Genomic DNA, 26,758 nt, shown 5'->3' on the forward strand with positions numbered 1-26,758 from the left:
CAACTATGAAGGTTATTGCGATTTTCTAACACGTAGATACCACTCAGATAACAACCTGACTTGCTTTTGCGTATAGCCTTTCTCGACCATCCGATTAACAAAGTCTTCGTGCTTTTGCTGATCTTCAGCGGAGGTCTTAGTGTTAAACGAAATCACAGGCAATAGATCTTCTGTGTTCGAAAACATTTTTTTCTCAATCACAGTGCGTAATTTTTCATAGCTCGTCCAGAGCGGGTTTTTACCATTGTTGTGAGCCCGTGCGCGAAGTACAAAATTGACTATTTCGTTACGAAAATCTTTAGGATTAGAAATGCCAGCTGGTTTTTCAATTTTTTCAAGCTCAGCATTAAGCGCAGCTCGGTCAAATAATTGGCCTGTATCGGGGTCACGATACTCTTGGTCTTGAATCCAAAAGTCGGCATAAATAACATAGCGATCAAATATATTTTGCCCGTATTCTGAGTACGATTCTAAATACGCGGTTTGTAGCTCTTTACCAATAAATTCAACATACTGAGGAATTAAATAGCCTTTTAAAAAGCTCAGGTAACGTTCTTCAACATCGCTACTAAATTGTTCACGTTCTATTTGTTGCTCAAGTACATAAAATAAATGAACGGGGTTTGCGGCCACTTCAGTGTTATCAAAATTAAATACTCGAGATAAAATTTTAAATGCAAAGCGTGTAGAAAGACCTGTCATGCCTTCATCCACCCCAGCGTAGTCGCGATACTCTTGATACGACTTTGCCTTTGGATCTGTGTCTTTGAGTGTTTCACCATCGTACACTCGCATTTTAGAATATAGGCTTGAGTTTTCTGGCTCTTTTAACCGCGAGAGAGTTGTAAATTGTGCTAAAGCTTTAAGGGTACCCGGCGCGCAAGGGGCGCTATGAAGTTCACTATGCTGAAGAAGTTTGTCGTAAATTTTAATTTCTTCAGTGACACGCAAACAATAAGGTACCTTAACTATATACACACGGTCTAAAAAGGCTTCATTATTTTTGTTATTTTTAAAAGTTTGCCATTCAGATTCATTTGAATGCGCGAGGATCATGCCATTAAAGGGGAGAGCGCTAATACCTTCAGTCCCATTGTAATTACCTTCTTGTGTGGCAGTTAGTAGTGGATGGAGCACTTTGATAGGGGCTTTAAACATTTCTACAAATTCCATCAAGCCTTGATTTGCCATACAAAGTGAACCTGAATACGCATAAGCATCGGGGTCATTTTGGGCAAAATGTTCAAGCTGACGTATATCTACTTTACCGACTAATGCGGATATGTCTTGGTTGTTTTCATCGCCAGGTTCTGTTTTAGCAATACCTATTTGATTAAGAATTGAGGGGTAGCGTTTTACCACTTTAAATTTACTTATATCGCCGTTAAACTCTTTGAGCCTTTTACCTGCCCATGGTGACATAATTGTTTTTAAATAACGCGGCTTAATTCCGTATTCTTGCTCTAGTACATTTGCGTCTTCAATGGGATCAAATAGAGACAGTGGATGATCGTTTACCGGCGAGCCTTTAATTGAATAGATTGGTACTTGTTGCATGAGGTACTTTAGTTTTTCAGCAATAGATGATTTACCACCACCTACAGGACCTAATAGGTAAAGAACCTGTTTACACTCTTCGAGCCCTTGGGCTGCATGTTTTAAATAAGAAACAATTTGTTCAATGGCATCCTCCATACCATAAAAATCGGTAAAGGCAGGGTAGCGTGCAACTACTCTATTAGAAAATAACCGACTGAGGCGTGCATCCGTTGCGGTATCGACCATGTCAGGTTCACCAATGGCCATTAAAAGGCGCTCTGGTGCACTGGCGTAGGCAGACTTATCGGTTTTACATATATCAAGAAACTCGGCGATACTGTACTCTTCTTCTTGTGCCGCTTCGTAACGTGCTTGGTAATGCTCAAAAATCGTCATAATAACCTCCGAAACCCGCTGTAAAAGGTGCTTACATTTTAAAGTTTAGTCGCGAAAGTGTATGTTTGTGTAATAAAAATAAAAATTTAAGTGAAAAAAGATCATGTTGGAGAAGGTTATTTTGTCAAATTACAGAGTGTAAAAGTACAAATAACAGGCACAAAAAAAGACGCTGAAGCGCCTTTTTTAAATTAGTGGTAAGTACTAATTAAGCGAAGTTTGCGTTTGCAAATTCCCAGTTAACTAGTGACCAGAAACCTTTAAGGTAATCTGGACGCACGTTACGGTAATCTATGTAGTATGCGTGTTCCCATAAATCCACTGTAAGAACAGGTGTAACGCCTTCGTCAGTTAATGGTGTCGCAGCGTTAGATGTATTAACGATGTCTAATGAACCATCAGCAAGCTTTACTAACCAAGTCCAGCTTGAACCGAAGTTGTTTACTGCTTTGTCGTTTAATGCATCTTTAAACGCATCAAAAGAACCCCATTTAGCGTTAATTGCATCTGCAACTGCGCCAGTAGGCTCGCCGCCGCCATTTGGAGATAAGCTGTTCCAGTAAAACGTGTGGTTCCAGATTTGCGCTGCGTTGTTAAATACACCGCCTTCTGATGAACATACGATTTCTTCTAGAGATTTGTTTTCAAACTCTGTACCAGGGATCAAACCATTAAGCTTTACAACGTAAGTGTTATGGTGCTTACCGTGGTGAAACTCTAATGTTTCTTTTGAAATATGTGGCTCAAGTGCGTCGATTGCATATGGTAGTGACGGTAGTTCAAATGCCATTTTTTATCTCCATCTTTTTTAGTTGATAGTCCATTTGGTAATACGTAATGCCTGTTGAAACAGACCACTTACCTATACCAAGCGGGAATATAGTGTTACTATAATTGTTGAGTATTTTACTCAAGTTTAAGCAAACAGCAATGCTATTGCGAAAGACTATTTCAATTGTGGCTTTATTTGCCCATTTTAAGTTATATATTTATGGTCACGATGAGTTATTTTCAAGACCTAAGTATATTTAGCTATCGTTACTTTGAGGTTGTAGATGGAAACCATTGATAAAATTAAACAGCAAATTTCAGAAAACCCAATTATCCTTTTCATGAAAGGGTCACCTAAGTTACCAAATTGTGGTTTTTCTTCACAAGCTTCACAAGCACTTATGTCGTGTGGCGAACCGTTTGCATACGTTGATATTTTACTAAACCCAGACATTCGTGCTGAACTTCCTGCGTACGCAAATTGGCCTACATTTCCACAACTTTGGGTTGAAGGTGAGCTAATTGGTGGGTGTGACATCATCATCGAAATGTTTCAACGTGGTGAATTACAACCGTTAATCACAGAAACAGCGGCTAAGTACAAAGAAGCTGACGCTGAGTAATCTTACTTTGCGAGTGCTATTTTTATAGTGCTGTGATGATAAAAGCCACGTTAAGTGGCTTTGTTGTTTTTAGCTGTTTTTAACAACATCAATTATGTGCATGGCAAGGTAATTTGCACGTTTAGGCCACCACCTAATTTATTATGTAAGCTTATTTGTCCCTTATGTGCTTCAGCAATCTCTCTGCATAACGCTAACCCTAAACCACTTCCTGTACTTTTTGTTGAATAAAAAGGTACGAGTGCATTAGCCATGACCTGCTCACTCATCCCTTTTCCGCCATCGCTTATATCTACTATGCAAGCATTATTAAAAAACGCTACAGATATATTTACTTTAGACGGATCCGAGCCTGACTCGTGTGCATTTTTGAGTAAGTTGATAAGCAATTGCTCAAGTTGTGCCTGATCTGCATGTAATATGCTTTGAGTTGTGTTTACTGTGTAGCTAAACTGCCATTGCCTATTCAGATCACTTAATGTGTTTTGCCAATTTATTGCTGATTTTTGTGGTGTAGGTAGCTTTGCAAATTTGCCATAGCCTTGAACAAATTCAGTTAAGTGGCTTATTCTCTCATCGATTGTTGAAAACACTCTTGCAAGACGCGGCTCATCTACGCGGCTAGCTAAAAGCTGAGCGCTATGCAGCATCGATGACATAGGGCCAAGTGAATTATTAAGCTCGTGGCTTATTATTCGAATAACTTTTTTCCATACTGCTACTTCCTGGCGGCTGAGCTCACGGGTAAGTTGTTTAAATATGTATAAGTGATGTTTTTGGTTATTAAGTAAAAACTCGCCAGTAGATAAATGCCAAGTTTGAGAATCGTGATTGTCTACTTCAATATTAAATAAACCATCTACGCCTTGCTCAATAGCATTAGCAAGCTGAATAGGCGCATCAGACAATAATTGTTGAAGCTGCGTGCCTTCCAATTGTGTTGTGCTATTAAATAACGTACGGCTGATTAAGTTACTAAATACAACAATACTGTTATCGTTAACGAGTAAAAGGGCTTGTGGAGAGCTTTGTAATACCTTGTCTAGCATTAACTCTCGTTGATAAATCCACTGTTTTTCTTGGCGAAGTTGTTTTGCAGTTTGATTATAAAGCTGACATAGCTTTCCTAACTCATCGTTGTTTTTATAAGCTAATAAACTTGAAAGCTCACCATCCTTAAAATTAAGCAAGCCAGTTTCTAACGATTGCAACCCTAACTTAATGGGCTTTGTTAAGGCTCTAGCAAGTAATAAACTTGTAAGCATAGCTGCTATGACTAACAACACAGAGTAATAAAGCGGGGGTTGTGCAATTATTGTAATGCTCATAACAGGTAAAACGCTGCATATAATGCATATGCCTACCACTTTGTGAGTTAATGATAAGCGACTAATAAAATTAAACATTAGTAATCAATACCCATTTTTTGTAAGCGCCTATATAGTGCTTGGCGGCTTAAACCAAACTCTCGTGCTACTTTGGCAATAACACCCTGATTAGCGCGTATTGATTGTTCAATTTCGAGTTTTGAAGGCTCTTTTTTTTCGTCATTAATTTTTATTGGCAGTGATGGTGTTAGGCCAAAGTCTTCAGCGCTAAGCAAGCCATCAGGCTTTATAACACCCACACGTTTACAGGCGTTTTCAAGTTCTCTCACATTACCTGGCCATTGATATTGATTAAGCGCCTGCTCTGCATCAATGCTTAGCTCTCTATGTGGTAAAAAATGATTGATGAGTGGGGTAATATCATCAATACGTTCACAAAGCGCAGGTACGTTTAACTCAATAACATTAAGACGATAGTACAAATCTTCTCTAAAACGACCTTCGGTTATTGCGTGCAATAAATTTTCGTTGGTGGCAGATATAACACGAACCGTAACTTTGCGCGTTTGTGTAGAGCCTAATCGTTCAAATTCACCTGTTTGTAATACTCTCAACAACTTCATTTGCCCAGAAAGTGGCAAGTTGCCAATTTCATCTAAAAATAATGTTCCACCATCGGCCGCTTCAAAGCGACCTATACGTTGCTTGGTTATACCTGTGTAGGCACCGGCTTCTGCGCCAAATAATTCAGCCTCTAAAAGTTCTTGGGGTAGGGCGCCAGCATTTACTTTTATGAAAGGCTGATTTATTAGTGAAGAGTTTTTTTGAATTATAGTCGCAATGCATTCTTTTCCGCTGCCATTAGGGCCTGTTATGAGTGCAGAGATATCAGATTTAGCCACTTGTAATGCCATTATGACTAATCGCTCCATTGCGGTACTTTTAAAAATAAGGCCTGCTAAGTTAGCCGTATTATATTTATCATCCCGCTCTTTTTGTAGGCGGTTGTGCGTGGCCACAAGTTGCTTAGTGCGCCCCAGCTCTATTAAATTATTAATGCATGTAAGAAGCTTGTGGTCATCCCATGGCTTTGGAAGGTAATCGGCAGCGCCTGCTTTAACAAGTTCAATAGCCGTTGAAAGTTCAGTCCAGGCGGTTATTAATATAATAGGGAGGTGTGGGTTTTCTTCACGCAACGCATAAAACAAAGTTTTACCTTCTTCGCCGGAGGTAGTATCGCTGGTAAAATTCATATCTTGAATAACGAGAGCAATGCGTTGGTATTGCACAATTTGAATGGCTTCAAAGGGCGTTGATGCGGTAACTACATTAAAGTCATGTATCTCTAGTAGTAATGATAATGCCTCTAAAACGGCCGGATTATCATCAACAATAAGTATTTTTTCCATGTGAATTTAATCGCTGTTTATTATTATTTAAATATTGAAAATGCTACACCGTGTTTGGTCAGTGTAGCATAGGTTGGGAGCTGTACTATATGGTTCGGGTTGCGATACTGGGCGAAATATTTGCAGCGCGTTTAGCTGGGCCTAATACAGCCAAAAGACTCATTATAAAAACCATAATGGCAGTAGCTGCAACATAGCCTAAGGGTAACGCAGCAATTGAAAAGTGTTGCATTAGCAATTGCCCAAGTACGAGGGCAGCAATTACGCCTAAAACTAATCCAGCAATGCAAATCAAGGCATTTTCAACTAAAAAGTAATTGATAATAGCAGATTTACGAGCGCCTAAAGCACGACGGGTTCCAATTTGCTTGGTGCGCTTACTTATGTTGAACAAGGTTAAGCCAAATATTCCTAAAGCGGTGACAAGTAAAAGGATAGTTATAAGCACAACTAACATACGCATCATTAATGTGTCTTCAGCCATATATTGCGCTTTATCTTGGTCTAGCCCACGAATTCGGATAATTACACGTTTGTTATAATTTTTAAGCATTTCGTCTTCAATCTGTTTGGCTATTTCTGCACGGTCATTAGAAGCAGTACGAACTAAAAAGTTGCCAGATATATTGGGGTTAATGTAAGGAATTAATGCGATATTATTTGGGCGGCTGTCTTTTAACCAAGGCCCTTTTGCATGCTTAATTACACCAACAACTTTCAGTGGAATATCACCAAGGAAAATTGTTTTTCCTAGGCCATTTTCACCAGGAAAAAGCTCATTTAGTAATGCTTGGGTCACAATAGTTACATTAGCGCGTTGATCATTATCGTTGGTTACGACAATGTCGTCTTGGGTGAAATTTCGTCCTGCAACCAGCTCAACACCAAGTGTGTTAATTGCATGATCATCAGTAAAAAAGTAAGCCGTCCTTGCTGAAAGTCCAGGTTCTGGCGCTGAGTTAACACTGAAGTCAGAAGAGCTACCACTACCTGATAACGGTATATTATTAATATACACGGCGTCTTTAACACCGGGTATAGCTCTAAGCATGGTTTCATCCAGTTCAAATTGCTGGTGGCTTTGAACATCTTTACCAAAATGCATGACATGAAAAGCAAGTATTTCGTCTTCTGGGTAGCCAGTTTCTTGGTTAAGGTAGGTTACTCTGTCTTGAATAATAAAGGCTGCGTTACTAACAATTGCAGTGGTAATCGCTATTTGGATGAGTAGCAAAAGTGCACCCACTTTAGATCGACACAGCGCATGAAAAATAGGTTTAATTTCTAATATCATTGCGTTCGCCCTTATTGGCTTTTTAGATAAATTGCAGGGTTGGTTTTACATACCAGCCAAGCAGGGTAAAGCCCGGCAATTACACAGGTACTGATAGCAATAACAGGGGCGCTCAGTAACATACTTAAATCCATCGTCGCTAAGCTTTCGTAATAACGGTAGCTCTGACGAACACCTAATAAACCTAACTGAGCAAATACAATCCCCAGTAGCCCGCCCAAAAGCCCTAACATAGCGACTTCAACAATATGTTGCATAAAAATCTGACGTTTATTAGCACCAAGTGCACGACGCACACCAACCTCCGGCGCTCGACGTAAAAATTTGGCAAGTAGTAAGCCAAGAATATTAGCCAAACACACAGCTAAAAACATAAAACTGAGTGCCACTAAAATTTTGTTATCTTCACTAACCACATTATTGTAAGCCATCCATTGGTTAACATCTCGAATGCTGAAGGCGAGCTCTTTGCGATCAAATCGACCAAGCTTTTGCTGATCTTGCATATAAGCTAATAAATAATTTTCGTAAACATTTTTTTGTTGCTCGGTAGTTAACTCAACCCAGAATTGAATCCAGACCATTTCTGACTGTAACTTGGCAGTAAAGCTTCGAACATCTTCATGCTTCCAACCATTAGTATTGCCCCAATTACCCAGTTGTTTTGCTTCAAGAAGGCCAAATGGCATAAAAAGTTGTTCGGGATCGTTAAATGCGCCATTATTTAAATCGTAATATTTAATGGTTAGTGGCCAGTTTTTTGTAACACCAATTACTTCGTAACTTGCATCGTCAAGATAGATAATCTGACCTACTGAATTTTTACCAGCAAATAACTTATCGTTTAACTCCTCGCTAATTACAACAACGGGCGCTGCATCGTCTTCTTGCTGCTGTGACCACTTGTTACCATAAATAAATTCGAGGTCAAACATATTAAAAAACTCAGGAGTAGTAAGTCTTGCACTTTGGCTAAACGGTTTTACTTTGTCTGAATCTATGTATACAGAAAAACCACTTCGTACCATTTTTAAACGTTGAGCACCTAATTGAGACTGATAAAGATTTGCAGCATCTTGATACGTCAGTTGAAGAGGGAGGTTATCGGACGTCCACCATGTACTCCCATCATCCATTATTTGTAATTGCACACTGAAAAGCTGGCTGCTTTTATGTGGAATTGGATCGGCCGACATCATGTGGTAAACGCTCAAACTAGTCATGGTGATGCCAATACCAATTGCTATAGCAAGTACCATTAAAGAGCTTACAAGTGGTGTGCGCTTAAAGCTACGCCAACTTAGGTCAATATAATGAACAAGCATGAATTATACTCCTTGTGCTACATTTATTGGCTGTGCACCTTGGTACAAAGTAAAGTCGGCTAGTTGTCCATCAACTACTTGAATGTTGCGCGGTGCACGGCGGGCTAATTCGCTATCATGTGTCACCATTATAATAGTGGCGCCATCGCGATTTATTTGCTCAAGTAACTCCATAACTTGGCGAGCCATCAGGCTGTCTAAGTTACCGGTGGGCTCATCGGCAAGTAAAAAACGAGGTTTTCCGGCAAGTGCGCGGGCTATTGCCACTCGTTGTTGCTGGCCGCCCGATAATTGCTGGGGTAGGTGTTTAGCGCGAGAGGCTAAGCCTACTTGTTCTAAACATTGCTCTATTGTGCGTTTACGTTCTTTTGCTTTAATACCTCTATAGCGAAGAGGTACCTCAATATTTTCATATAAATTTAAATCTGGTATTAAATTAAAACCCTGAAAAATAAAACCAATTTTTTGATTTCGACAATCAGCACGTTGGTTGTCGTTTAAACTGCCAACATTGACACCATCCAAAATATAGTCACCTTCACTAAATGGTTCTAACATCCCTGCAATATTTAAAAAGGTTGTTTTCCCAGAGCCGCTCGGGCCTGTGACAGCTATAAATTCACCTTCATTTACATTTAAGTTAAAGTCCCTCAATGCGTGAGTTTGAACCATTTCAGTTTGGTATACTTTACTTATATTTTTCATTTGTAACATGATTTTTTCCTTAACTTGGCGCTGGTTGGGAGCGTTTTTAATTTAGTAAAAGCGTATCTGCTTGATTAAATTGGTTGTAGCTAGAAATTATTATTTCGTCATTTTCATTTAAGCCGGTTAAAACCTCTACAGCATTAATGCTGGTGGCACCTACGGTTATAGGTACACGCCTTGCAACGTTGTCGTCTATTTTATAAGCAACAATGCCACCTTGTTGCATAAAGGCTCCTCGCTGCACTTGCAGCACATTTTGGCGATTGTCGAGCAAAATGCGAGCAGTCAAACGTTGATTTTGACGAATATTATTGCTGTTGCCTGCAAAACGAACCCGTGTGGTTACTTCACGATTATTAACTTCAGGCGATATAGCTGATAGCACGCCCATTATTGTTTCGTTTCCTAATTTAAGCTCTACGTCCATCCCTAACCCTAGTTCGTTTGCATAACTTTCTGGCACCTGTAATTGCGCTTCAAAATGACTTAAATCAACCAGTGTCATTAAAGGCTGACTTTGTGTAACCGCTGCTTTTTGTTGCACAAGCAAATTACCAACAATACCTGTAACTGTTGCTCTAATTGACAGCTCACTTACTTTTCTATGTAAATCATCAACAATAAGCTGCTGGCGTTCTACATCACTTTTAGCGGCTTGCAATTCAAATGCGAGTGTATCTTTAGCAAGCGCTACTTCTTGTTGTGCGTGTTTATAAGTAAGTTGTGCTCGTGATAAGTCATCTATTGCTTTTTCAAGGTCTATTTGACTAATTAAATGCTTTTTAATTGATAGCTTTGCGCGGCGATTTTCTCTTTGTGCTGCGTTTAATTCTACACTGGCCATATCGAGTGTTTTTGTAAGAGTTAAAGTATCTCTTCTTGATTGTAAGTGTTGCCTCTTAAGTTCACCTTCTAATCGTTGCAGAACAGATTGTTGTTGTTTTAATTCATTAGTAAGTTCAGGGCTATGAAGTAAAGCGAGCTCGTCGCCTTTGGTAACGGTATCGCCGGCTTTAACGTGCAAGCTAACAAAGCCTCGCTCTGGGCTGTAAATACTTGGCGCGTTGGCGGCAACGATTTTTCCACTTGCGGCTACGTCACGGACAAGCGTTTTAATTTCTACTTTTGCTATTTGCACCCTTTCTCTACTAAATGAGCTGGTTGCATCAGAGCCTGACATAACGCCATAAACAGCAGAAATAATAAGTAATAACGCAGCGATAATTAAAAGAAGACGTTTTTTATAGTTTGCAGGTTTATTAACTTGTATGTCTTGAGCACTGGTGTCTTTAATCATTATTGAACCTTAGCTAAATGAATTTATATTTTTTTCAAACATGACATAAAGTGATGCTGCAAAAATAGCGGCCATAGGCGAGAGTAAAAACAAGCTTAAAGTGAACATAATTCTTCCAAATAATAATGACTAAATTACACTATACGATTAGCATGCCAAAAGTTAAGTTATTGATATTAAATAGCTTGATAATTTATTTTTTAAAATGATACGTCCGCGGACACTTTATGTGTCCGCTGCGGACACCTTAAAAGCAATATATAAAGAGTAAGTAATTTGTTACGGGTACTTGGTAACCAATAACGTAGGCGCTTCAGTGAAATCAAAAATGTAAGCGTGTTTAAAGGTAAGCTTCTCAGGCGATTAAATAGAAGGATGAGATTCAAGTCTTGCCTGATAAAGTTTTCTTCTGTTTGCGAATAATTAATCAAGGTATTTAGTCATTAAATGATAATTATTAAGCTGAATGAGTAATAAAGAACATAATTCTGCCTTTATTTACCCCTTTTATAATACGTTAATGAAAGGGGATAATATTATTTGCATAATCCGAGCACTTTATTAAAACCCTTTACTTGAATATTTATTCACTAATGCTGAGGTTTACGTTTACGTAAACTGTGTTTTTATTTATGGCTATTTTTACAAAATGTTAAACTTGACACCAGTGTCATGAAAAAATAACGGTGAAAACACCGCTAAATGTTAATAAAAATGATAAAAAAGAAATCTTGCTATGAAGTGAGAAATATTCAAGAATGTGAATATGTATTCAAATTACTGTTGACTCTATTTAATATAGAGGCTAGTTTTGACCGGCTGTTAGCAAATCGTCGAGCAGTTCATTAACGCTAACAGTGCAGCAAGGGGAGGGGTCTATGTTATACGACTCGAAATTAGAGAAAGAAAATTGTGGCTTTGGCTTAATTGCCCAAGTTAATGGTCAGGCTAGTCACCGGCTTATTCGTACTGCTATTACAGGGTTGGATCGTATGCAACACCGCGGCGGTATATCTGCTGATGGTAAAACAGGCGATGGCTGTGGTTTACTTTTGCAAAAGCCAGATAGTTTTTTCCGTGCTATTGCAAGTGAGCATAATTGGCACCTTGGTAAAAACTATGCAGTTGGCATGATCTTTTTAAATTCAGATCCTGTTTTAGCACAAACTGCAAAGCAAGTTCTTAGCGAAGAATTAGAAAAAGAAACGCTAAATATTCTAGGTTGGCGCGAAGTGCCTACCGATCCATCAATGCTAGGTCCAATTGCGGTGCAACAGCTACCTGGTTTTGAACAAATTTTTGTAAGCGCGCCCGAAGGTTGGCGTTCAAAAGACTTAGAGCGTCGCTTATACGTAGCGCGCCGTCGTGCTGAAAAACGTTTAGCAGACGATGAATCATTTTATATTGCAAGTTTATCCGGGTTAGTGACTATCTATAAAGGCCTTATGATGCCTGCTGATTTGCCTAATTTTTATTTAGACTTAGCTGACATCCGTATGACCAGCGCAATCTGTGTTTTTCATCAGCGCTTTTCAACAAACACACAGCCTCGTTGGCCACTAGCTCAACCTTTTCGCTATTTAGCGCATAATGGTGAAATTAACACCATCGAAGGTAATCGTCAGTGGGCTCGTGCTCGTTCGTACAAATTTTCGTCGCCACTTATTCCAGATTTACAAAGCGCGGCGCCATTTGTTAATGAAACTGGCTCAGATTCGTCAAGCCTCGATAACATGTTAGAGCTATTTTTAGCGGGTGGCATGGATTTATTCCGTGCAATGCGCATGCTTGTGCCACCGGCATGGCAAAAAAACCGTGCCATGGACGACGATTTACGTGCTTTTTATGATTTTAACTCCATGCATATGGAACCCTGGGATGGCCCAGCGGGTATTGTTATGTCAGATGGTCGTTTTGCAGCCTGTAACTTAGACCGAAATGGTCTGCGTCCTGCGCGTTATGTAATCACACAAGATGGTTTTATTACCCTGGCTTCTGAAGTAGGTATTTGGGATTACACAGCCGATGAAGTGGTTGAAAAAGGCCGGGTTGGTCCAGGTGAATTACTCGTCATAGATACCAAGTTGGGTAAAATTTGGCATTCAGATGAAATAGATCAAGATTTAAAGTCTCGCCATCCTTATAAGTCGTGGCTTGAAGAAAATGTCAAGCGTTTAACCCCTTTTGAAGAGTTAAAAGAGCAAGATGCAGGCAACCGTTCATTTGACGACGAAACGTTAGCTAAATATCAAAAAATGTTTGGTTACACCAACGAAGAGTTGGATAGCGTTATTCGTGTAATGGGTGAAAACGGGCAAGAAGCAACCGGTTCTATGGGTGATGACACGCCTTTTGCAGTATTGAGCGAAGGGCATCGTTCACTTTATGATTATTTTCGTCAAAAATTTGCACAAGTCACTAATCCGCCAATTGATCCCCTGCGCGAAAATCATGTGATGTCTTTGGCTACGTGTATTGGTAGCGAGCAAAATGTGTTTAACGAAACAACAGGCCACGCTAAGCGCTTACAGTTTGATACTCCAATTTTGATGTATGCAGACATGCAGCAGCTACTTAACGCAGATGAAGCGCACTACAGCTATTGTAAAATTGATATTACTTACACTGTTGAGGAAGGCTTAGAAAACGCAGTTAAACGCATTTGCGATAAAGCAAAAGAAAAAGCAGCTGCCGGCTCAATCATGCTTATTTTAACTGACCGTAATTTTGATGATGTAAACCTACCTATCCCTGCTGCTATGGCCGTAGGTGCTGTACAAAAGTGTTTAGTTGATAACAACTTACGTTGTGAATCAAACATCATAATTGAAACAGGAAGTGTAAGAGACCCGCATCAGTTCGCTGTGCTGCTTGGTTTTGGGGCAACCGCTATTTACCCATACCTAGCGTATGAGTCGTTAGTTGCGATGAGCGACAGCAAAGTCATTGATAAATCTTATTGCGAGGTAACCCTTGCTTATCGTAAAGCGGTAAACAAAGGTTTATACAAAATAATGTCTAAAATGGGTATTAGTACAGTCGCTTCTTACCGTTGCTCAATGTTATTTGAGGCAGTGGGTTTATCTGATGCGGTTGTTGATATGTGTTTTAAAGGTGTGGCTAGCCGCATCAAAGGTGCATGTTTTACAGACTTTGATGACGACCAACAAAGCCTACATAAGCTAGCACTAAGCAAGCGTAAGTTACTTAGTCACGGCGGTTTATTTAAATATGTACATGGTGGTGAATACCATGCCTATAACCCAGATGTAATTCAAACGCTGCAAGTAGCAGTTCGCTCTGGTGAATATAAAGATTACAACGAGTATGCAAAGCTTGTTAACAATCGCCCGATTTCAACTTTGCGCGACATGCTGGCACTTAAATTACCAGAAAATGGGATTAGCATTGATGATGTAGAGCCTGCAGAAGCACTTTACAAACGCTTTGATTCAGCTGCAATGAGTATTGGTGCGTTATCGCCTGAGGCTCATGAAGCGCTAGCAATTGCAATGAATCGCTTAGGTGGCTGTTCAAATTCAGGTGAAGGTGGTGAAGATAAACTTCGTTACGGAACAGAGAAAAATTCACGTATTAAGCAAGTGGCTTCAGGTCGATTTGGTGTTACACCGCATTATTTACGTAGCGCAGATGTAATACAAATAAAAGTCGCGCAAGGTGCAAAACCTGGTGAAGGTGGACAACTTCCAGGTGAAAAAGTAACACCTTACATTGCTAAACTTCGCTATTCGGTACCTGGCGTGACGTTAATATCACCGCCACCACATCACGATATTTACTCAATTGAAGATTTAGCTCAGCTAATTTTTGATTTAAAACAAGTTAATCCAAAAGCACTTGTATCAGTAAAACTCGTTTCGGAACCTGGTGTTGGCACTATCGCAACGGGTGTAGCTAAAGCGTATGCCGATTTAATTACTATATCGGGCTATGACGGTGGCACAGGCGCAAGCCCGCTTACATCTGTAAAATATGCAGGCAGCCCATGGGAATTAGGCCTAGCTGAAACCCAGCAAGCTCTTGTTGAAAATGGTCTTCGCCATCGCATTCGTTTACAAACTGATGGTGGTTTAAAAACAGGTTTAGATATTATTAAAGCCGCTATTTTGGGTGCTGAAAGCTTTGGTTTTGGTACAGGGCCAATGGTGGCGTTAGGGTGTAAATACTTACGTATTTGTCATTTAAATAACTGCGCGACCGGTGTTGCAACGCAAGACGAAACACTTCGTCAAAAGCATTACCACGGCTTACCTGAAATGGCGATGAACTACTTTAAGTTTATTGCACAAGAAGCGCGTGAAATCATGGCAAGCTTAGGGGTTGCAAACTTAACTGATTTAATTGGTCGTCTTGACTTACTTGAAGCAATTGAAGGCAAAACAGCTAAACAGAAAAAGATAGATTTATCTGCTGTTATTGCACAGCCAAATAATCCAACAGGCGAAACACTGTTTTGTAGCGCACCCAATAGTTCACACTATCTAGGTGAGCTGAACGAGAGCCTATTAGGAAAGGCGCAAGAAGCGATAGATGCTTCAAGTGGGATTTCATTAGTAAGCCGAATTTGTAATACAGACAGATCAGTTGGCGCAATGTTATCAGGCTATATTGCTGATAAACACGGTAACCAAGGTATGGCCGCCGATCCTGTTGCCATTGAGCTACATGGAACGGCGGGTCAATCGTTTGGTGTTTGGAATGCAGGTGGCCTTGAAATAACCCTCGTTGGTGACGCTAATGACTACGTTGGTAAAGGCATGGCTGGTGGTAAGCTGATAGTACGTCCACCTGTGGGCTCATCATTTGAAAGTCATAAAGCAACGATCATTGGTAACACGTGTCTATACGGTGCAACGGGTGGTAAATTGTTTGCTGCAGGGTGCGCAGGCGAGCGCTTCGCGGTACGCAACTCAGGCGTTCAAGCCGTTGTTGAAGGCGTTGGAGATAACGGCTGTGAATACATGACCGGTGGTGTAGTGTGTGTGCTTGGTAATGTTGGCGTTAACTTTGGGGCAGGGATGACGGGTGGTTTTGCATATGTGTTAGATGAGCGTAACGACTTTGAAAAACGCATAAACCCAGAGCTTGTCGAAGTTGTGACATTAGAAGCATTAACGTCACATCAAGAGCATTTACGTGGCTTAATCGCTGAGCATTTAGAGCTAACTGGCTCATGCCGAGCGGAAAGTATCTTAGCTAATTTTGAGCTCTACTTACCTATGTTTAAATTAGTAAAACCTAAATCAAGTGACGTAAAAAGTTTACTCGGGCACCGCGCTCGCAGTAGTGCCGAACTACGTGTTCAGGCGCAATAAGGGGGAAGTATGAGCGAAAATGTATATCAATTTATAGACGTGCAGCGTGTAGACCCACGCAAAAAACCAATTTCGTCACGCAAAAAATCATTTGTAGAAATTTACGAACCCTTTTCAGAAAATCAGGTTAACTCTCAAGCGGATCGTTGCTTGGATTGTGGTAACCCATACTGTGAATGGAAGTGTCCGGTACATAACTACATCCCACAGTGGCTAAAATTAATACGCACAGGGCGTATATTAGAAGCCGCAGAGCTTTCTCATCGAACAAATAGCTTACCTGAAGTGTGTGGGCGAGTTTGTCCGCAAGACCGTTTGTGTGAAGGCTCATGTACGCTTGATGAAGAGTTTGGTGCCGTAACGATAGGTAATATTGAAAAATATATTACCGATACGGCGTTTAAAATGGGTTGGAAGCCAGACATGTCTTACGTGAGATGGACGGATAAAAAAGTGGCTATTATTGGTGCAGGCCCAGCGGGTTTAGGTTGTGCAGATATTTTAGTTCGAAATGGTGTTAAACCTGTCGTGTTCGATCGTCACCCAGAAATTGGTGGGCTACTCACATTTGGTATTCCATCTTTCAAACTTGAAAAAGAAGTAATGCAAAAACGCCGTGAGATTTTCACTGAAATGGGCGTAGAGTTTAAGCTGAATGTTGAAGTAGGTGTTGATATCACTATGGATGATATTTTAGCTGACTATGATGCAGTATTTTTGGGCGTGGGTACATATCAAAGCATGCGCGCAGGGCTTGAAAATGAAGATGCGCCGGGTGTTCACGATGCGTTGCCGTTTTTAATCGGTAATACTAATCGTGTTATGGGCTACGATGAAACGAATCAAGCCTATATTGATATGGCAAACCAGAAGGTAGTTGTATTAGGTGGTGGCGATACTGCCATGGACTGTGTGAGAACCTCTATACGACAGGGTGCCGCAAAGGTAACGTGTGCGTACCGCCGTGATGAAGAAAATATGCCGGGCTCTAAGCGTGAAGTTAAAAATGCCAAAGAGGAAGGGGTTATATTTACATATAATGTCCAACCGAAAGGTATTGTTCTAGACGATAATGGCCATGTTGCAGGCGTAAAAATGGTTAAAACTAAACTGGGTGAGCCTGATGGGAATGGTCGTAGCCGCGCAGAAGAGGTAGCCGGTTCAGAGCATATAATTGACGCAACGCAAGTGATCATGGCGTTTGGTTTTAAGCCACACAAAATGGACTGGTTAGAAAAGTATGATGTAGAAATAAATCACTGGGGCGGTATTAATGCACCAGAGCAAGGCGAATTCACACATCAAACAACTAACCCTAAAATATTTGCCGGAGGCGATATAGTGCGTGGTTCGGATTTAGTAGTAACTGCTATTTTTGAAGGCCGCAATGCAGCTGAAGGCATTATGGATTATTTAAAAGTTTAACTTAATTAGCCCAGTAATCCATCATCCAAAAGCAAGCCATGTGGCTTGCTTTTTTGTGCCTTTAACTAATTAATATCAATCCGCAATAATACTTAATCATTTTGCGGGGCTAAAGGTGTTGCTAATTGCGTTAAAAAATCTTATTTACGACTGCATGGATGCAGAAGGTAGAGCTATGCAGGAACAAGCGCTGAGAACAGATAAATAGCGAATTTATTGCCAAGTATCAACACTTTTCCCTAGCCTCTAAATAGATCACTTAATTAAGCAAATTGGTATAAGTATCACTTATTTTTAACTTTAACTATTTTAGTTATCGATAATAATTTGGTTGTGTGAACAAAATATACTAATGCGTAGTTTTAAAATTCATAAAGTTATAATTCGCTTAAAAGGTACCAGTATTAATTTTTCATGAGTAATACTTTAATCTTGATTTAACTGCTGAAAAAGGAGAGTATTGAATGTTACTAAGAAAAATTAGTAGCAGCCTTGCTGAAAATTAATTCAATAATAAAAGAAAAATCGCGCTTGCTATGCATGAATATTCAAACAACCCAGAAAGAAAACTGATAGTTAGGTTTTTTTCATCAATAGGCTTTATTGCTACTTTAGTGATGGCTTGCATAGCCTATACCAACAGCGATTATTTCTTATTTTTTACCTTACTGTGTTCCTCATTTATTTATGCGTGGGCATTGAGTATTTATAAATCGGTAGAAAAATCAGCCAGTGCAATACTTTATAACTTATATGCATTGATGATTTACCTGGTTTTAACTGGAGGCGCGCAGGGAACTGGCCCTATTTGGATTTTTATCGTTTCGCCAGTTACGTTTTCAATTAGAGGTTTAAGACGCGGTATTTTTGATATTTTATTATTTTTACTCGCTGTAGTTTTGGCCTTTTATTGCGCTCATACTTTCAGCTTTTATGACTACCAACCGAGTCAGTTCCCTTATCGAATTTTGTTCTCATTTATTATTGTTGCAATGTTGAGTGGTTTTTATGAAAACTCAAGGGAAAAATATAATCAAAAAATATTAGCACTAAGTAAAAAAAATGAATTGTTAGCGACGATTGATCCTCTAACGGGTTTACCTAACCGGCGCTACACCATGAATAAGTTAAAAGAATTTAAATTAGCTCTCACCAAAGAGCAAACACCGTTTGTACTTATTTTGTGCGATGTAGACAACTTTAAAAAAGTTAACGATGAATACGGGCATAGCTTTGGTGATGAAGCCCTTATTCACCTAGCAAATATTTTAAACCAACATATTCCAAATAATGCCGTAGCATCTCGCTGGGGCGGGGAAGAATTTTTGATTGCCATTCCGCATGTATTTAATGCAAAGGGTGAAGAAATCGCAAATAAAATTCATGCTGCGTTAAAACAATTTCCGGTTGATACATCTTCTCAGAGCTTGAGCTTGACGATAAGTATGGGGGTTGTTCAATCCCGTGAAAGTGATTCTATAGATATCGATATCAAGCGCGCAGATGAATTGCTTTATAAAGCAAAAGAGCAAGGTAAAAACAGAACTTGCTCCGAGTAGCTTTATTGCTATTCCATTGAGAATGAATCAAGCGTTGGCTTTACCTTAGCAATTCGCCTTTTTAAACTCATATAACAAAATACATTACACAGTATTTGAGCCAGCAAAACACATGTACAACTAACAATGAAATTATTTAAGTTATCATTTTGGTTACTAGTTAAATTGTAAATGCTTAAAGTTATTTGAGTAAGCAAGGTAATATTTAAAAAAACCATCAAGTGTTGTTTAAATTGTGTGTGTTTATAGCGGCTAAATAGGGTTAGCACTATACTAATTAAAACTAGCAGCCAGCTTATAATCATAAAAGTTAAAGCAGAATCACTTAACATAAAACGCCTTATTTAAAATTGAAATCATGTTATGCAGTTAATTAGCTTTAATTTAAACATGCGCTTTTATTAACTCTTTTGCGTTCGCTTTTGCTGTTTTACTTATATTGTCACCGCCAAGTAATCTTGCTATTTCGTCGACCCTACCGTCTTTTGTTAGTGCCAACATGTTGGTAAATGTTTCACCTTTAGCAATTTCTTTTGCTACAAAAAATTGCTGATGTGCACTACTTGCAACCTGCGGTAAATGGGTTACACAAATCACCTGAGTCGACTTACCAAGTTGCCTTAATAGTTTGCCAACTGCAGAGGCAGTAGGCCCAGAAATGCCTACGTCTACCTCATCAAATATTAATGTTGGTGTTGTTACTTTTTGGGCAATAATCACCTGAATAGCTAGGCTAATACGTGAAAGCTCACCACCAGATGCTACCTTAGCTAGAGGTTGAAGGGGCTGTCCAGGGTTGGTCGACACTAAAAACGAAACACTATCATGGCCCAAAATGTTGGGTGCTCGTTCTGGCTCTTCAATAAGTGAAATCTCAAATACACCATTTTCCATGGATAGATTTGCCATGCTTTCACTTATTAAGGTGTTTAAGGTGTTAGCATACCCTCTGCGACTAATACTTAGCGCTTCACTTGCTTGCTTGTAGTTAAGTAATGCATCGTTTATTTCAGAGTCAAGTTGCTCCAACCGCGAACTATTATTACTAATAGACTCTAGCTCTTGTGAAATTGACTGATGAAATTCAACTAATACCTGCGGTTTTATATGGTGCTTGCGGGCTAAATCCATTGCGCCACTTAACCTGTTTTCTATTTCAGTTAAACGCGCAGGGTCTAAATCAACCTGTTCTGTATAGTTACGGATTTCTCTGCTAGCTTCTTCAACCTGAACAGCCGCTTCTTCTAACATTGTAGCGACACTGGCTAAGCTTTCATCATATTGCGCTAAATCTGCAAATTGCTGTGCACTGTGCTGTAATACAGAACACGCACTTTGCTCTTCGCCTTCATACAGGTATTGGAGCTCTTTTTGACATGACTCTAAAATTGTTTGGCTGTTACTTAACTTGTAATGCTCAGCCTCAACTTGTTCAAACTCACCTGCTTGTAAGTTAAAGTCGTCAAGCTCTGCCACTTGGTATTCTAGCAGTTGCTTTTGTGCTGCTTGTTGCTGTTGTTGCTGTTCTAAATGTTTAAATTCTTTTTGAAGGCTAGCAAATTGTTTATAACTTTCACTAACTTTGGTAACCAGCGCTTGGTGGCCAGCATATGCATCAAGAAGATGTAATTGATGTTCTGCTTTTAAAAGGTGTTGATGGGCGTGTTGTCCATGTATAGAGATTAAGTACTGACCAAGTTCTTTAAGCTGAGATGCAGTCACTGAGCTTCCGTTAATATAACTTTTGCTCCTGCCGTTCTTGCATACCACACGTCTGAGTAAGCAATCGTTATCAGTACTAGTTAGAAAGTGTTGTTCCAAAAATGCTTGAGCTAGCGGGAGTGCGCTTATATCAAATTGAGCGCATACCTCGGCTTTGTCTGCAGAAGGTCTTACCGCAGAGGCTTCAGCGCGCTCTCCAAGACATAATGAAAGTGCATCAATAGCAATAGATTTACCAGCGCCTGTTTCACCGGTAATGGCAGTCATGCCATTTTGCCACTCAGTGCTTAAGTTACTAACTATCGCAAAATTTTTAATTTCTAAACCAACTAACATACTGTTTATCCATCCAGTTAATTAACTGGTAATTTATACAGTGTTTAGCTTTTTTGCAAATTAATTTTTGATTATTTAGGCCATATTAGCAAGTTGATTGAGCTGGTTGTTCGAGTCTTGACTTTCTGGGGTGTATTCATTTTCTGTATTATCAAGGGGTTGTGGTGTGTCATTCGTTTTTATTAATTCGATAAGGTTTGGTAATGCCTCTGAGTAAAACGTTTTGTTATACGAAATACCTTGCTGCGGAAGTTCAGACACAAAGTACTGGATGTTTTCCTCCAAACTTTGGCCATTGCCAATTTGGTTAGCTTTGGTTAATTCGTTAGATAGTGTATTGATTAATAGGTCAGATACATCTTCAAGGGTTTGTAAATTCTCGTCCGTGTGTTTTTGAACGACAAAAAAGTTAGACACTATTGCTTGAATTCGCGGTGCGTATTTAGGACGAAGAATTTTCACCTCTACTAATTCATTTAATTTTGACTTTAGGCGTCCGCCAACTTGCGACACTCGTTCATTAAATTGTTTTTTTTGAGCTTCGATTGCTTTGCGTCGATTGCTTTCTATTTTTAAGTAGGTTGCTAAAAGGGTAATTAACAGTAGCAAAGCAAAAAATACGACATATGTCATTGCTATTTGTTCCTAAAAATTGGTGTATTGTTGTTATAAGCTGCATTTTGCGCTAAAGATAAACCTTTAGCAATAAAATTAGTATAAACGGCTGCCCCAATTTAATTTTGTACGTAAAACGTTGTAGTAAGAGTAGTTTTTTGGATGAATTAACCGCAATTTTTTATCCGCTTTTTTTATTACCACTTCGTCACCGGGTAAAACGGCGAGCACAACGTGGCTGTCGCAACTGACTTGCAAACTGTCTGTATTGTCTAAGCTAAGTTTTAGCCTTACTTCGTTATCGGCGTCGACAACTAAAGGTCGACTTGATAGCGTGTGTGGAAACATAGGCACTAAAGATATTGCATTTAATTCAGGCGTTAATATTGGACCGCCACCAGAAAGCGAGTAAGCAGTTGAGCCCGTTGGTGTAGATACAATTAATCCATCAGAGCGCTGAGAGAATACAAAGTCGCTATTAATAAATGCCTCAAACTCAATCATGTGGGCCACTTTATCGGCATGCAATACAGCTTCGTTTACCGCTAAATTTGCACTTTTCAATTCATTGTGGCGATAGACTTCTACTTCCAATAAAAAGCGGTTTTCTTCTATAAACTGGCCACTCAGAACATGTTCGAGGCTAGCTTCAAAGCCTTCAGGATCTAAGTCGGTTAAAAAGCCGAGGTTTCCTCGGTTAACGCCAATTACAGCAATGTTGAAACGAGCAAGTACACGCGCTGCTCCCAACATATTACCATCACCACCCACAACGATTGCAAGGTCAGCGTGTTCGCCCAAATCGACTAGTTTAACAAGGTTTTCTTTGGGCACATCGACTAATTGCCCACCAGTTCGCTTTTCAACAATAACTTCAAAACCAAGTGCCAGTAAAAATGTATGCAAGCGCTGCAGCGTTGCAGCAGCTTTCGGATGATTTGGTTTGCCAATAAGGCCAATAGTTTTGAAAGGAGAATCCATAGTCTGCACACAATAAGTTTTAATAATTGTAGAGTAACTCAAAAGCAAAGTGTTTGAAAATACAGATTTTAACTAAATGAGTTTGATTCAATTTAGTTTAATTTTTTTTGTTTTATATTGCTTAACAAAAGCACGTATGACTTGAAATAACATTAAATGCCCCGATATTAGTTTCATGCAACAAGATGTAGATAACATGAAACTAAACCCGCGCGATCAGCAAATATTCTCAGCTGTAATGAACATGTACTGTAATGGTGAGGGGTTGCCCGTTCCATCAACAAAAATTGCTAAGCTAAAAAGCATGGCTGTGTGTTCAGCAACCGTTCGTAATGCAATGGCCCGTCTTGAAAAAGTGGGTTTATTGTATTCACCTCATACTTCTGCAGGACGTGTCCCTACAGATGAAGGGTTTAATTATTGGTTTGATGAGTTTTTTCCGTTATCAGATATTGCTAACTACTGGCAGCCAGAACAAGCCCAGCTAGTTGAATTAGCACATGGCTTGAGTCAAAAATACCAAGTGTGTTGTTGTGTTGGTTTACCGCAAGTGAGCTCACAGCATGTATTTAGAGTCGAGGTACTTGATTTTGATTCTACTGATTGGCTTATTTTACTGATCGATCGAGCAGGGCAAAGTCATAATATTTGTATTGATAAGCCACATGATGCCTCAGATACGGTTCGGTACCAATTTGCAACATGGTTAAATACAGTGTTTAGCCAACAAACATTGATGGAAGGCTTGTACAGAATGCAAGCAATGGCAAACACCGCGCCTAAAAACTGTCACGACTCGCTCACTCAGTGGACACGACAGCTAAGTCAAAAATTAGGCTCAGACAACAGTATCGTTGTAGGTGAAAACTACCTCTATAAAAAAATAAATTGTGAAAAGAGTTTAAATATTGGGGTGTCGTTTTTGAACTTTGTTGAAGACGCGCTGGCATTTAAAAATGGTGTATCGGTGATCAGCGGTAAGAAGCTTCCGTTTAGTGAGTGTAATGATTTAATAACCATCAGCGTCCCGTACTTTCAAAATCAAGAATACCAAAGCCGCTTTTGTATCATTTGCCCAAAATCAGCGCAAATAGAACAAATAATCCAAGAATTTAAATTAATTGAGACATCAAACTCTTGAATCTTTTTATTCAATCCCCATAATTACCGCAGTTGAAAAGAATTGGAGCACGTATTTTATGTCTGAGCAGACACAAAACCCTGAGCAAGAAGTAGAACTAAACGAAGAAGTAGCTCAAATGGAAGCTGACGTTGAAGCAGCGGTAGAAGCTGCAGAGCAACACGAAGCAGATCAAGAGCAAAGCCCTGAAGCTGAAATTGCGATGCTTTACGCAGAGCTAGAAGCTGCTAAGCAAACTATTGCAGATCAAAAAGACGGTGTTATACGTGCCGCTGCCGACGTTGATAACATTCGACGTCGTGCTGCACAAGATGTAGAAAAAGCACACAAATTTGCATTAGAAAAGTTTGCAAACGAATTACTACCTGTAATTGATAACCTTGAGCGTGCTATTGAGTTTTCTGATAAAGAAAACGAAACGTTAAAGCCGCTGCTTGAAGGTATTGATATGACGGTTAAAAGCTTTAACGATGCTGTTGCTAAATTTGGCGTTGAAATTGTTAACCCACAAGGCGAGCAATTTAACCCAGAGTTCCATCAAGCAATGTCAATTCAGCCAAGCAACGATGTAACACCTAATACTGTATTGGCAGTAATGCAAAAAGGCTACACATTAAATGGACGTTTATTACGCCCAGCTATGGTAATGGTTTCAAAAGCAGCTGATGCTTAATTTAGCTCTTTATAAAATTTAAAAAATGCCTCAAATTGAGGCATTTTTTTTGTCTTTTTTATAATGAATTATCTGCACTAATATAGTCAGTAGCACGGCGCTAAACATGAGGCTCGAAAATGGCACCGAGCTTTGAGCATGCATAACAGCAAGAATAGGACCCACCAAGGCACCGCTGCCAAACCTAAGCGTACCAATCACGGCAGTCGCTGTGCCGGTGTTTTTTTCAAATTTCATGAGTATTAACGAATCGGCATTACTGGCAGTTACACCTAAACTCATCATTAATGGTGCGATTGCAGCGACTATATAATAAAGCGATAAATGCAAAATACTAAAAGTTAAAAGGCATAGCCCTGATATAAAACCGCACACCAAGCCAATATATAACATTTTGCGTGAACCGATACGGGGCACAATGCGTGTATTTAAAAAGTTACCAAACATCAATGCCATTACGTTAAAGGCAAATAGTACCCCAAACACTTGCTCCGACACTTTGTATAAGTCTAAATAAATAAAAGGCACTGAGGTTAAAAAGCAAAAAAAGCCAAACGAGACAAACATTGAGCTTAAAATATCTGCGCGTGCATCGGTATTACTCAAAACAGTTTTATAACTGTCAAAAAACAGTGCTAAGCCTTTCTTTTCGCTGGTATGAATAGGTATATCAATTAAATATATTTGCACAGACACAAGGATTATAAAGCTATAAGCCGCTAATACTAAAAATATGGTAGACCAAACCGAAAATCCTAAAATAAATGAGCCCACAGATGGTGCTATTAATGGTGCAACCATCATGATCATCGATACATACGACATGCCTTTTGCCGTGTTTTGCTGATAAATATGCCTTATTATCCCTGGCACAACCACCGTAGCTGCAGCGCCAGTAAAGGCTTGTACTGCTCTTAGTGCCCAAAAAGTATGGATCTCTGTTGTAAATGCTAACGCGGTAGAGGTTAACCCAAATAACGTTAAACCAATTTTAGCCAGTTTTCGACGGCCAATTTGATCCGCTATTGGGCCAAAAAACAACATGCCTAACGAGTAACCCGCTAAATAAATGCTGAGCGATATTTGTACGTTTGGCATACTTGTTTGTAAATTATTCGCAATGACTAACATTGCGGGTAAGTACATATCAATTGCAAGGGGGGTAATAGCAACAATACTGGCTAATAAAGGCAATAAAATACGGGTATTAAAAGACGTAGACGAGGCGCCCATACATAAACTCAAGGTAACTAAAACAAGGGCTATAGTTTAGCAGGGCATTGTATATGTATAAACTTAGTTTAGCTGGTAGGTTACTTACTTCATCGCAAAGCACTTCACTTAAACCAATGATTTTAAACTGGCACTGTGTTTGCTATCCTAATTGCAGTATAAATGACTTAAGGTAATACAATGAAAAAATTGGTATTGGCACTAATAGCAACGGCTGTTTTAGCTGGGTGTAAAACATCGCCAACAGGGCGTACTCAAATAGCGCTTTATTCAGATCAGCAAATGAGTGAAATGGGTACGGCGAGTTTTGCTGACATGAAAAAAAATCAGCCAATTAATAAAGATCCAAAAACCAATACATATGTAAATTGTATTGCTAATAAAGTAATTGCCGTTCTACCTAATGAGTATGCGTCCCAAAACTGGGAAGTGGTCGTGTTTGAAGATGACTCAGCAAATGCCTTTGCTTTGCCTGGCGGTTATATTGGTGTCCACACTGGGTTGCTTAAAATAGCGACTAATCAAGATCAAGTAGCTACCGTTTTAGGGCATGAAGTAGGGCACGTAATTGCAGAACACTCTAATGAACGTGTGTCACAAAGTTCATTGTTAAGCACGGGAATGCAATTGGGGAGTGTTGCGCTAGAAATGGGTAACGTGCAATACCGCAATGAAATTATGCAAGGGCTGGGCTTGGGCGCTCAATATGGTGTGGTTTTACCGTTTAGCCGCTCACATGAATCAGAGGCCGACACCATAGGTTTAGAACTTATGGCGCAAGCAGGGTTTAATCCTAAAGAGTCTGTAACGCTTTGGCAAAATATGAGCCAAGCGGGAAGTGGTGCAACGCCGGAATTTTTGTCTACTCACCCAGCACCAACGAGCCGTATTGCAAATTTGCAGTCGCAAATGACAAAAGCATTAAGTAAGCAAAATAGTGCAAACTCTCAAGGGAAAAGGCCACAGTGTACACTTTAGTTAAGTTAATAACTGTATGAAGTAGTGGATTATAGTGTTGATGCGCTAATAAAATAAAACCCCTGAAAG

19 protein-coding genes are annotated in these 26,758 nt (G+C 39.6%); 7 read left to right on the forward strand and 12 right to left on the reverse strand.

The annotated features are described in order from the left end of the window. Window positions 1-12: 12 nt before the first annotated feature. Window positions 13-1,935, reverse strand: a complete 1,923-nt coding sequence (locus CWB62_RS16605; protein ID WP_138527925.1) for a PrkA family serine protein kinase — start codon at window positions 1,933-1,935, stop codon at window positions 13-15. Between the two features lie 208 nt (window positions 1,936-2,143). Beyond that, the gene (locus CWB62_RS16610; protein WP_058404311.1) at window positions 2,144-2,725 is read right to left on the reverse strand and encodes a superoxide dismutase; all 582 of its coding nucleotides are present in this window, start codon (window positions 2,723-2,725) and stop codon (window positions 2,144-2,146) included. 265 nt (window positions 2,726-2,990) lie between these two features. Here CWB62_RS16610 and CWB62_RS16615 point away from each other — a divergent pair, with 265 nt between their 5' ends. Then, a complete protein-coding gene (locus CWB62_RS16615) occupies window positions 2,991-3,329 on the forward strand; it encodes a Grx4 family monothiol glutaredoxin (RefSeq protein ID WP_006792409.1) in 339 nt (112 codons plus the stop codon). Between the two features lie 92 nt (window positions 3,330-3,421). Here the strand turns inward: CWB62_RS16615 and CWB62_RS16620 are convergent, their stop codons facing one another. The 6 genes from CWB62_RS16620 to CWB62_RS16645 form a co-directional block, all read right to left on the reverse strand. Then, the gene (locus tag CWB62_RS16620; protein WP_058404312.1) at window positions 3,422-4,735 is read right to left on the reverse strand and encodes a sensor histidine kinase; all 1,314 of its coding nucleotides are present in this window, start codon (window positions 4,733-4,735) and stop codon (window positions 3,422-3,424) included. Then, window positions 4,735-6,066: a sigma-54-dependent transcriptional regulator gene (locus tag CWB62_RS16625; RefSeq protein WP_138527923.1), complete on the reverse strand. Its 1,332-nt coding sequence runs from the start codon at window positions 6,064-6,066 to the stop codon at window positions 4,735-4,737. Before CWB62_RS16625 ends, CWB62_RS16620 begins: the two co-directional genes overlap by 1 nt. Window positions 6,067-6,151: 85 nt before the next feature. After that, complete coding sequence (locus CWB62_RS16630; protein WP_082653605.1) at window positions 6,152-7,360, reverse strand: ABC transporter permease; 1,209 nt, start codon at window positions 7,358-7,360, stop codon at window positions 6,152-6,154. Window positions 7,361-7,371: 11 nt separating this feature from the next. Then, window positions 7,372-8,685: an ABC transporter permease gene (locus CWB62_RS16635; RefSeq protein WP_138527921.1), complete on the reverse strand. Its 1,314-nt coding sequence runs from the start codon at window positions 8,683-8,685 to the stop codon at window positions 7,372-7,374. 3 nt (window positions 8,686-8,688) lie between these two features. Beyond that, the gene (locus CWB62_RS16640) at window positions 8,689-9,399 is read right to left on the reverse strand and encodes an ABC transporter ATP-binding protein (protein ID WP_138527919.1); all 711 of its coding nucleotides are present in this window, start codon (window positions 9,397-9,399) and stop codon (window positions 8,689-8,691) included. 37 nt (window positions 9,400-9,436) lie between these two features. Continuing rightward, window positions 9,437-10,690 carry an efflux RND transporter periplasmic adaptor subunit gene (locus CWB62_RS16645; RefSeq protein WP_058404315.1) on the reverse strand — a complete coding sequence of 418 codons (1,254 nt, stop codon included), beginning with the start codon at window positions 10,688-10,690 and terminating at the stop codon, window positions 9,437-9,439. An 878-nt stretch (window positions 10,691-11,568) separates the two neighbouring features. On the opposite strand from CWB62_RS16645, the gene gltB reads away from it, so the two are divergent. From gltB to CWB62_RS16660, 3 genes are all read left to right on the forward strand, one after another. Further along, the gene (gltB, locus tag CWB62_RS16650) at window positions 11,569-16,026 is read left to right on the forward strand and encodes a glutamate synthase large subunit (protein WP_058404316.1); all 4,458 of its coding nucleotides are present in this window, start codon (window positions 11,569-11,571) and stop codon (window positions 16,024-16,026) included. A 9-nt stretch (window positions 16,027-16,035) separates the two neighbouring features. After that, window positions 16,036-17,451, forward strand: a complete 1,416-nt coding sequence (locus tag CWB62_RS16655) for a glutamate synthase small subunit GltD family protein (protein ID WP_138527917.1) — start codon at window positions 16,036-16,038, stop codon at window positions 17,449-17,451. A gap of 536 nt (window positions 17,452-17,987) precedes the next feature. Beyond that, window positions 17,988-19,010 carry a GGDEF domain-containing protein gene (locus CWB62_RS16660; protein WP_235591442.1) on the forward strand — a complete coding sequence of 341 codons (1,023 nt, stop codon included), beginning with the start codon at window positions 17,988-17,990 and terminating at the stop codon, window positions 19,008-19,010. A 384-nt stretch (window positions 19,011-19,394) separates the two neighbouring features. Here the strand turns inward: CWB62_RS16660 and recN are convergent, their stop codons facing one another. From recN to nadK, 3 genes are all read right to left on the reverse strand, one after another. Beyond that, window positions 19,395-21,068, reverse strand: a complete 1,674-nt coding sequence (gene recN, locus CWB62_RS16670) for a DNA repair protein RecN (RefSeq protein ID WP_058404319.1) — start codon at window positions 21,066-21,068, stop codon at window positions 19,395-19,397. Between the two features lie 75 nt (window positions 21,069-21,143). Then, a complete protein-coding gene (locus CWB62_RS16675; RefSeq protein ID WP_058404320.1) occupies window positions 21,144-21,701 on the reverse strand; it encodes a hypothetical protein in 558 nt (185 codons plus the stop codon). 78 nt (window positions 21,702-21,779) lie between these two features. After that, entirely contained in the window at window positions 21,780-22,664 is an 885-nt protein-coding gene (gene nadK, locus CWB62_RS16680) for an NAD(+) kinase (protein WP_058404321.1), read from the reverse strand. Between the two features lie 175 nt (window positions 22,665-22,839). Here nadK and CWB62_RS16685 point away from each other — a divergent pair, with 175 nt between their 5' ends. After that, window positions 22,840-23,805, forward strand: a complete 966-nt coding sequence (locus CWB62_RS16685) for an HrcA family transcriptional regulator (RefSeq protein WP_058404322.1) — start codon at window positions 22,840-22,842, stop codon at window positions 23,803-23,805. A 58-nt stretch (window positions 23,806-23,863) separates the two neighbouring features. Continuing rightward, window positions 23,864-24,478: a nucleotide exchange factor GrpE gene (gene grpE / locus CWB62_RS16690; protein ID WP_058404323.1), complete on the forward strand. Its 615-nt coding sequence runs from the start codon at window positions 23,864-23,866 to the stop codon at window positions 24,476-24,478. A gap of 30 nt (window positions 24,479-24,508) precedes the next feature. On the opposite strand, the gene CWB62_RS16695 is transcribed toward grpE, so the two are convergent. Further along, on the reverse strand, window positions 24,509-25,711 hold the full coding sequence (locus tag CWB62_RS16695) for a multidrug effflux MFS transporter (protein ID WP_058404324.1): 1,203 nt from the start codon (window positions 25,709-25,711) through the stop codon (window positions 24,509-24,511). Window positions 25,712-25,891: 180 nt separating this feature from the next. Between CWB62_RS16695 and CWB62_RS16700 the strand changes: the two genes are divergently transcribed. Then, window positions 25,892-26,689: a M48 family metallopeptidase gene (locus CWB62_RS16700; RefSeq protein ID WP_058404325.1), complete on the forward strand. Its 798-nt coding sequence runs from the start codon at window positions 25,892-25,894 to the stop codon at window positions 26,687-26,689. Window positions 26,690-26,758 lie beyond the last annotated feature (69 nt).

It is taken from the genome of Pseudoalteromonas sp. S408, assembly GCF_005886645.1.
Classification (GTDB): Bacteria; Pseudomonadota; Gammaproteobacteria; order Enterobacterales; family Alteromonadaceae; genus Pseudoalteromonas.

Coding starts and splice junctions, on each gene's coding strand:
- CWB62_RS16605 (WP_138527925.1), bottom strand. CDS start 1,935: ATGACGATTTTTGAGCATTACCAAGCACGTTACGAAGCGGCACAAGAA.
- CWB62_RS16610 (WP_058404311.1), bottom strand. CDS start 2,725: ATGGCATTTGAACTACCGTCACTACCATATGCAATCGACGCACTTGAG.
- CWB62_RS16615 (WP_006792409.1), top strand. CDS start 2,991: ATGGAAACCATTGATAAAATTAAACAGCAAATTTCAGAAAACCCAATT.
- CWB62_RS16620 (WP_058404312.1), bottom strand. CDS start 4,735: ATGTTTAATTTTATTAGTCGCTTATCATTAACTCACAAAGTGGTAGGC.
- CWB62_RS16625 (WP_138527923.1), bottom strand. CDS start 6,066: ATGGAAAAAATACTTATTGTTGATGATAATCCGGCCGTTTTAGAGGCA.
- CWB62_RS16630 (WP_082653605.1), bottom strand. CDS start 7,360: ATGATATTAGAAATTAAACCTATTTTTCATGCGCTGTGTCGATCTAAA.
- CWB62_RS16635 (WP_138527921.1), bottom strand. CDS start 8,685: ATGCTTGTTCATTATATTGACCTAAGTTGGCGTAGCTTTAAGCGCACA.
- CWB62_RS16640 (WP_138527919.1), bottom strand. CDS start 9,399: ATGTTACAAATGAAAAATATAAGTAAAGTATACCAAACTGAAATGGTT.
- CWB62_RS16645 (WP_058404315.1), bottom strand. CDS start 10,690: ATGATTAAAGACACCAGTGCTCAAGACATACAAGTTAATAAACCTGCA.
- gltB (WP_058404316.1), top strand. CDS start 11,569: ATGTTATACGACTCGAAATTAGAGAAAGAAAATTGTGGCTTTGGCTTA.
- CWB62_RS16655 (WP_138527917.1), top strand. CDS start 16,036: ATGAGCGAAAATGTATATCAATTTATAGACGTGCAGCGTGTAGACCCA.
- CWB62_RS16660 (WP_235591442.1), top strand. CDS start 17,988: ATGCATGAATATTCAAACAACCCAGAAAGAAAACTGATAGTTAGGTTT.
- recN (WP_058404319.1), bottom strand. CDS start 21,068: ATGTTAGTTGGTTTAGAAATTAAAAATTTTGCGATAGTTAGTAACTTA.
- CWB62_RS16675 (WP_058404320.1), bottom strand. CDS start 21,701: ATGACATATGTCGTATTTTTTGCTTTGCTACTGTTAATTACCCTTTTA.
- nadK (WP_058404321.1), bottom strand. CDS start 22,664: ATGGATTCTCCTTTCAAAACTATTGGCCTTATTGGCAAACCAAATCAT.
- CWB62_RS16685 (WP_058404322.1), top strand. CDS start 22,840: ATGCAACAAGATGTAGATAACATGAAACTAAACCCGCGCGATCAGCAA.
- grpE (WP_058404323.1), top strand. CDS start 23,864: ATGTCTGAGCAGACACAAAACCCTGAGCAAGAAGTAGAACTAAACGAA.
- CWB62_RS16695 (WP_058404324.1), bottom strand. CDS start 25,711: ATGGGCGCCTCGTCTACGTCTTTTAATACCCGTATTTTATTGCCTTTA.
- CWB62_RS16700 (WP_058404325.1), top strand. CDS start 25,892: ATGAAAAAATTGGTATTGGCACTAATAGCAACGGCTGTTTTAGCTGGG.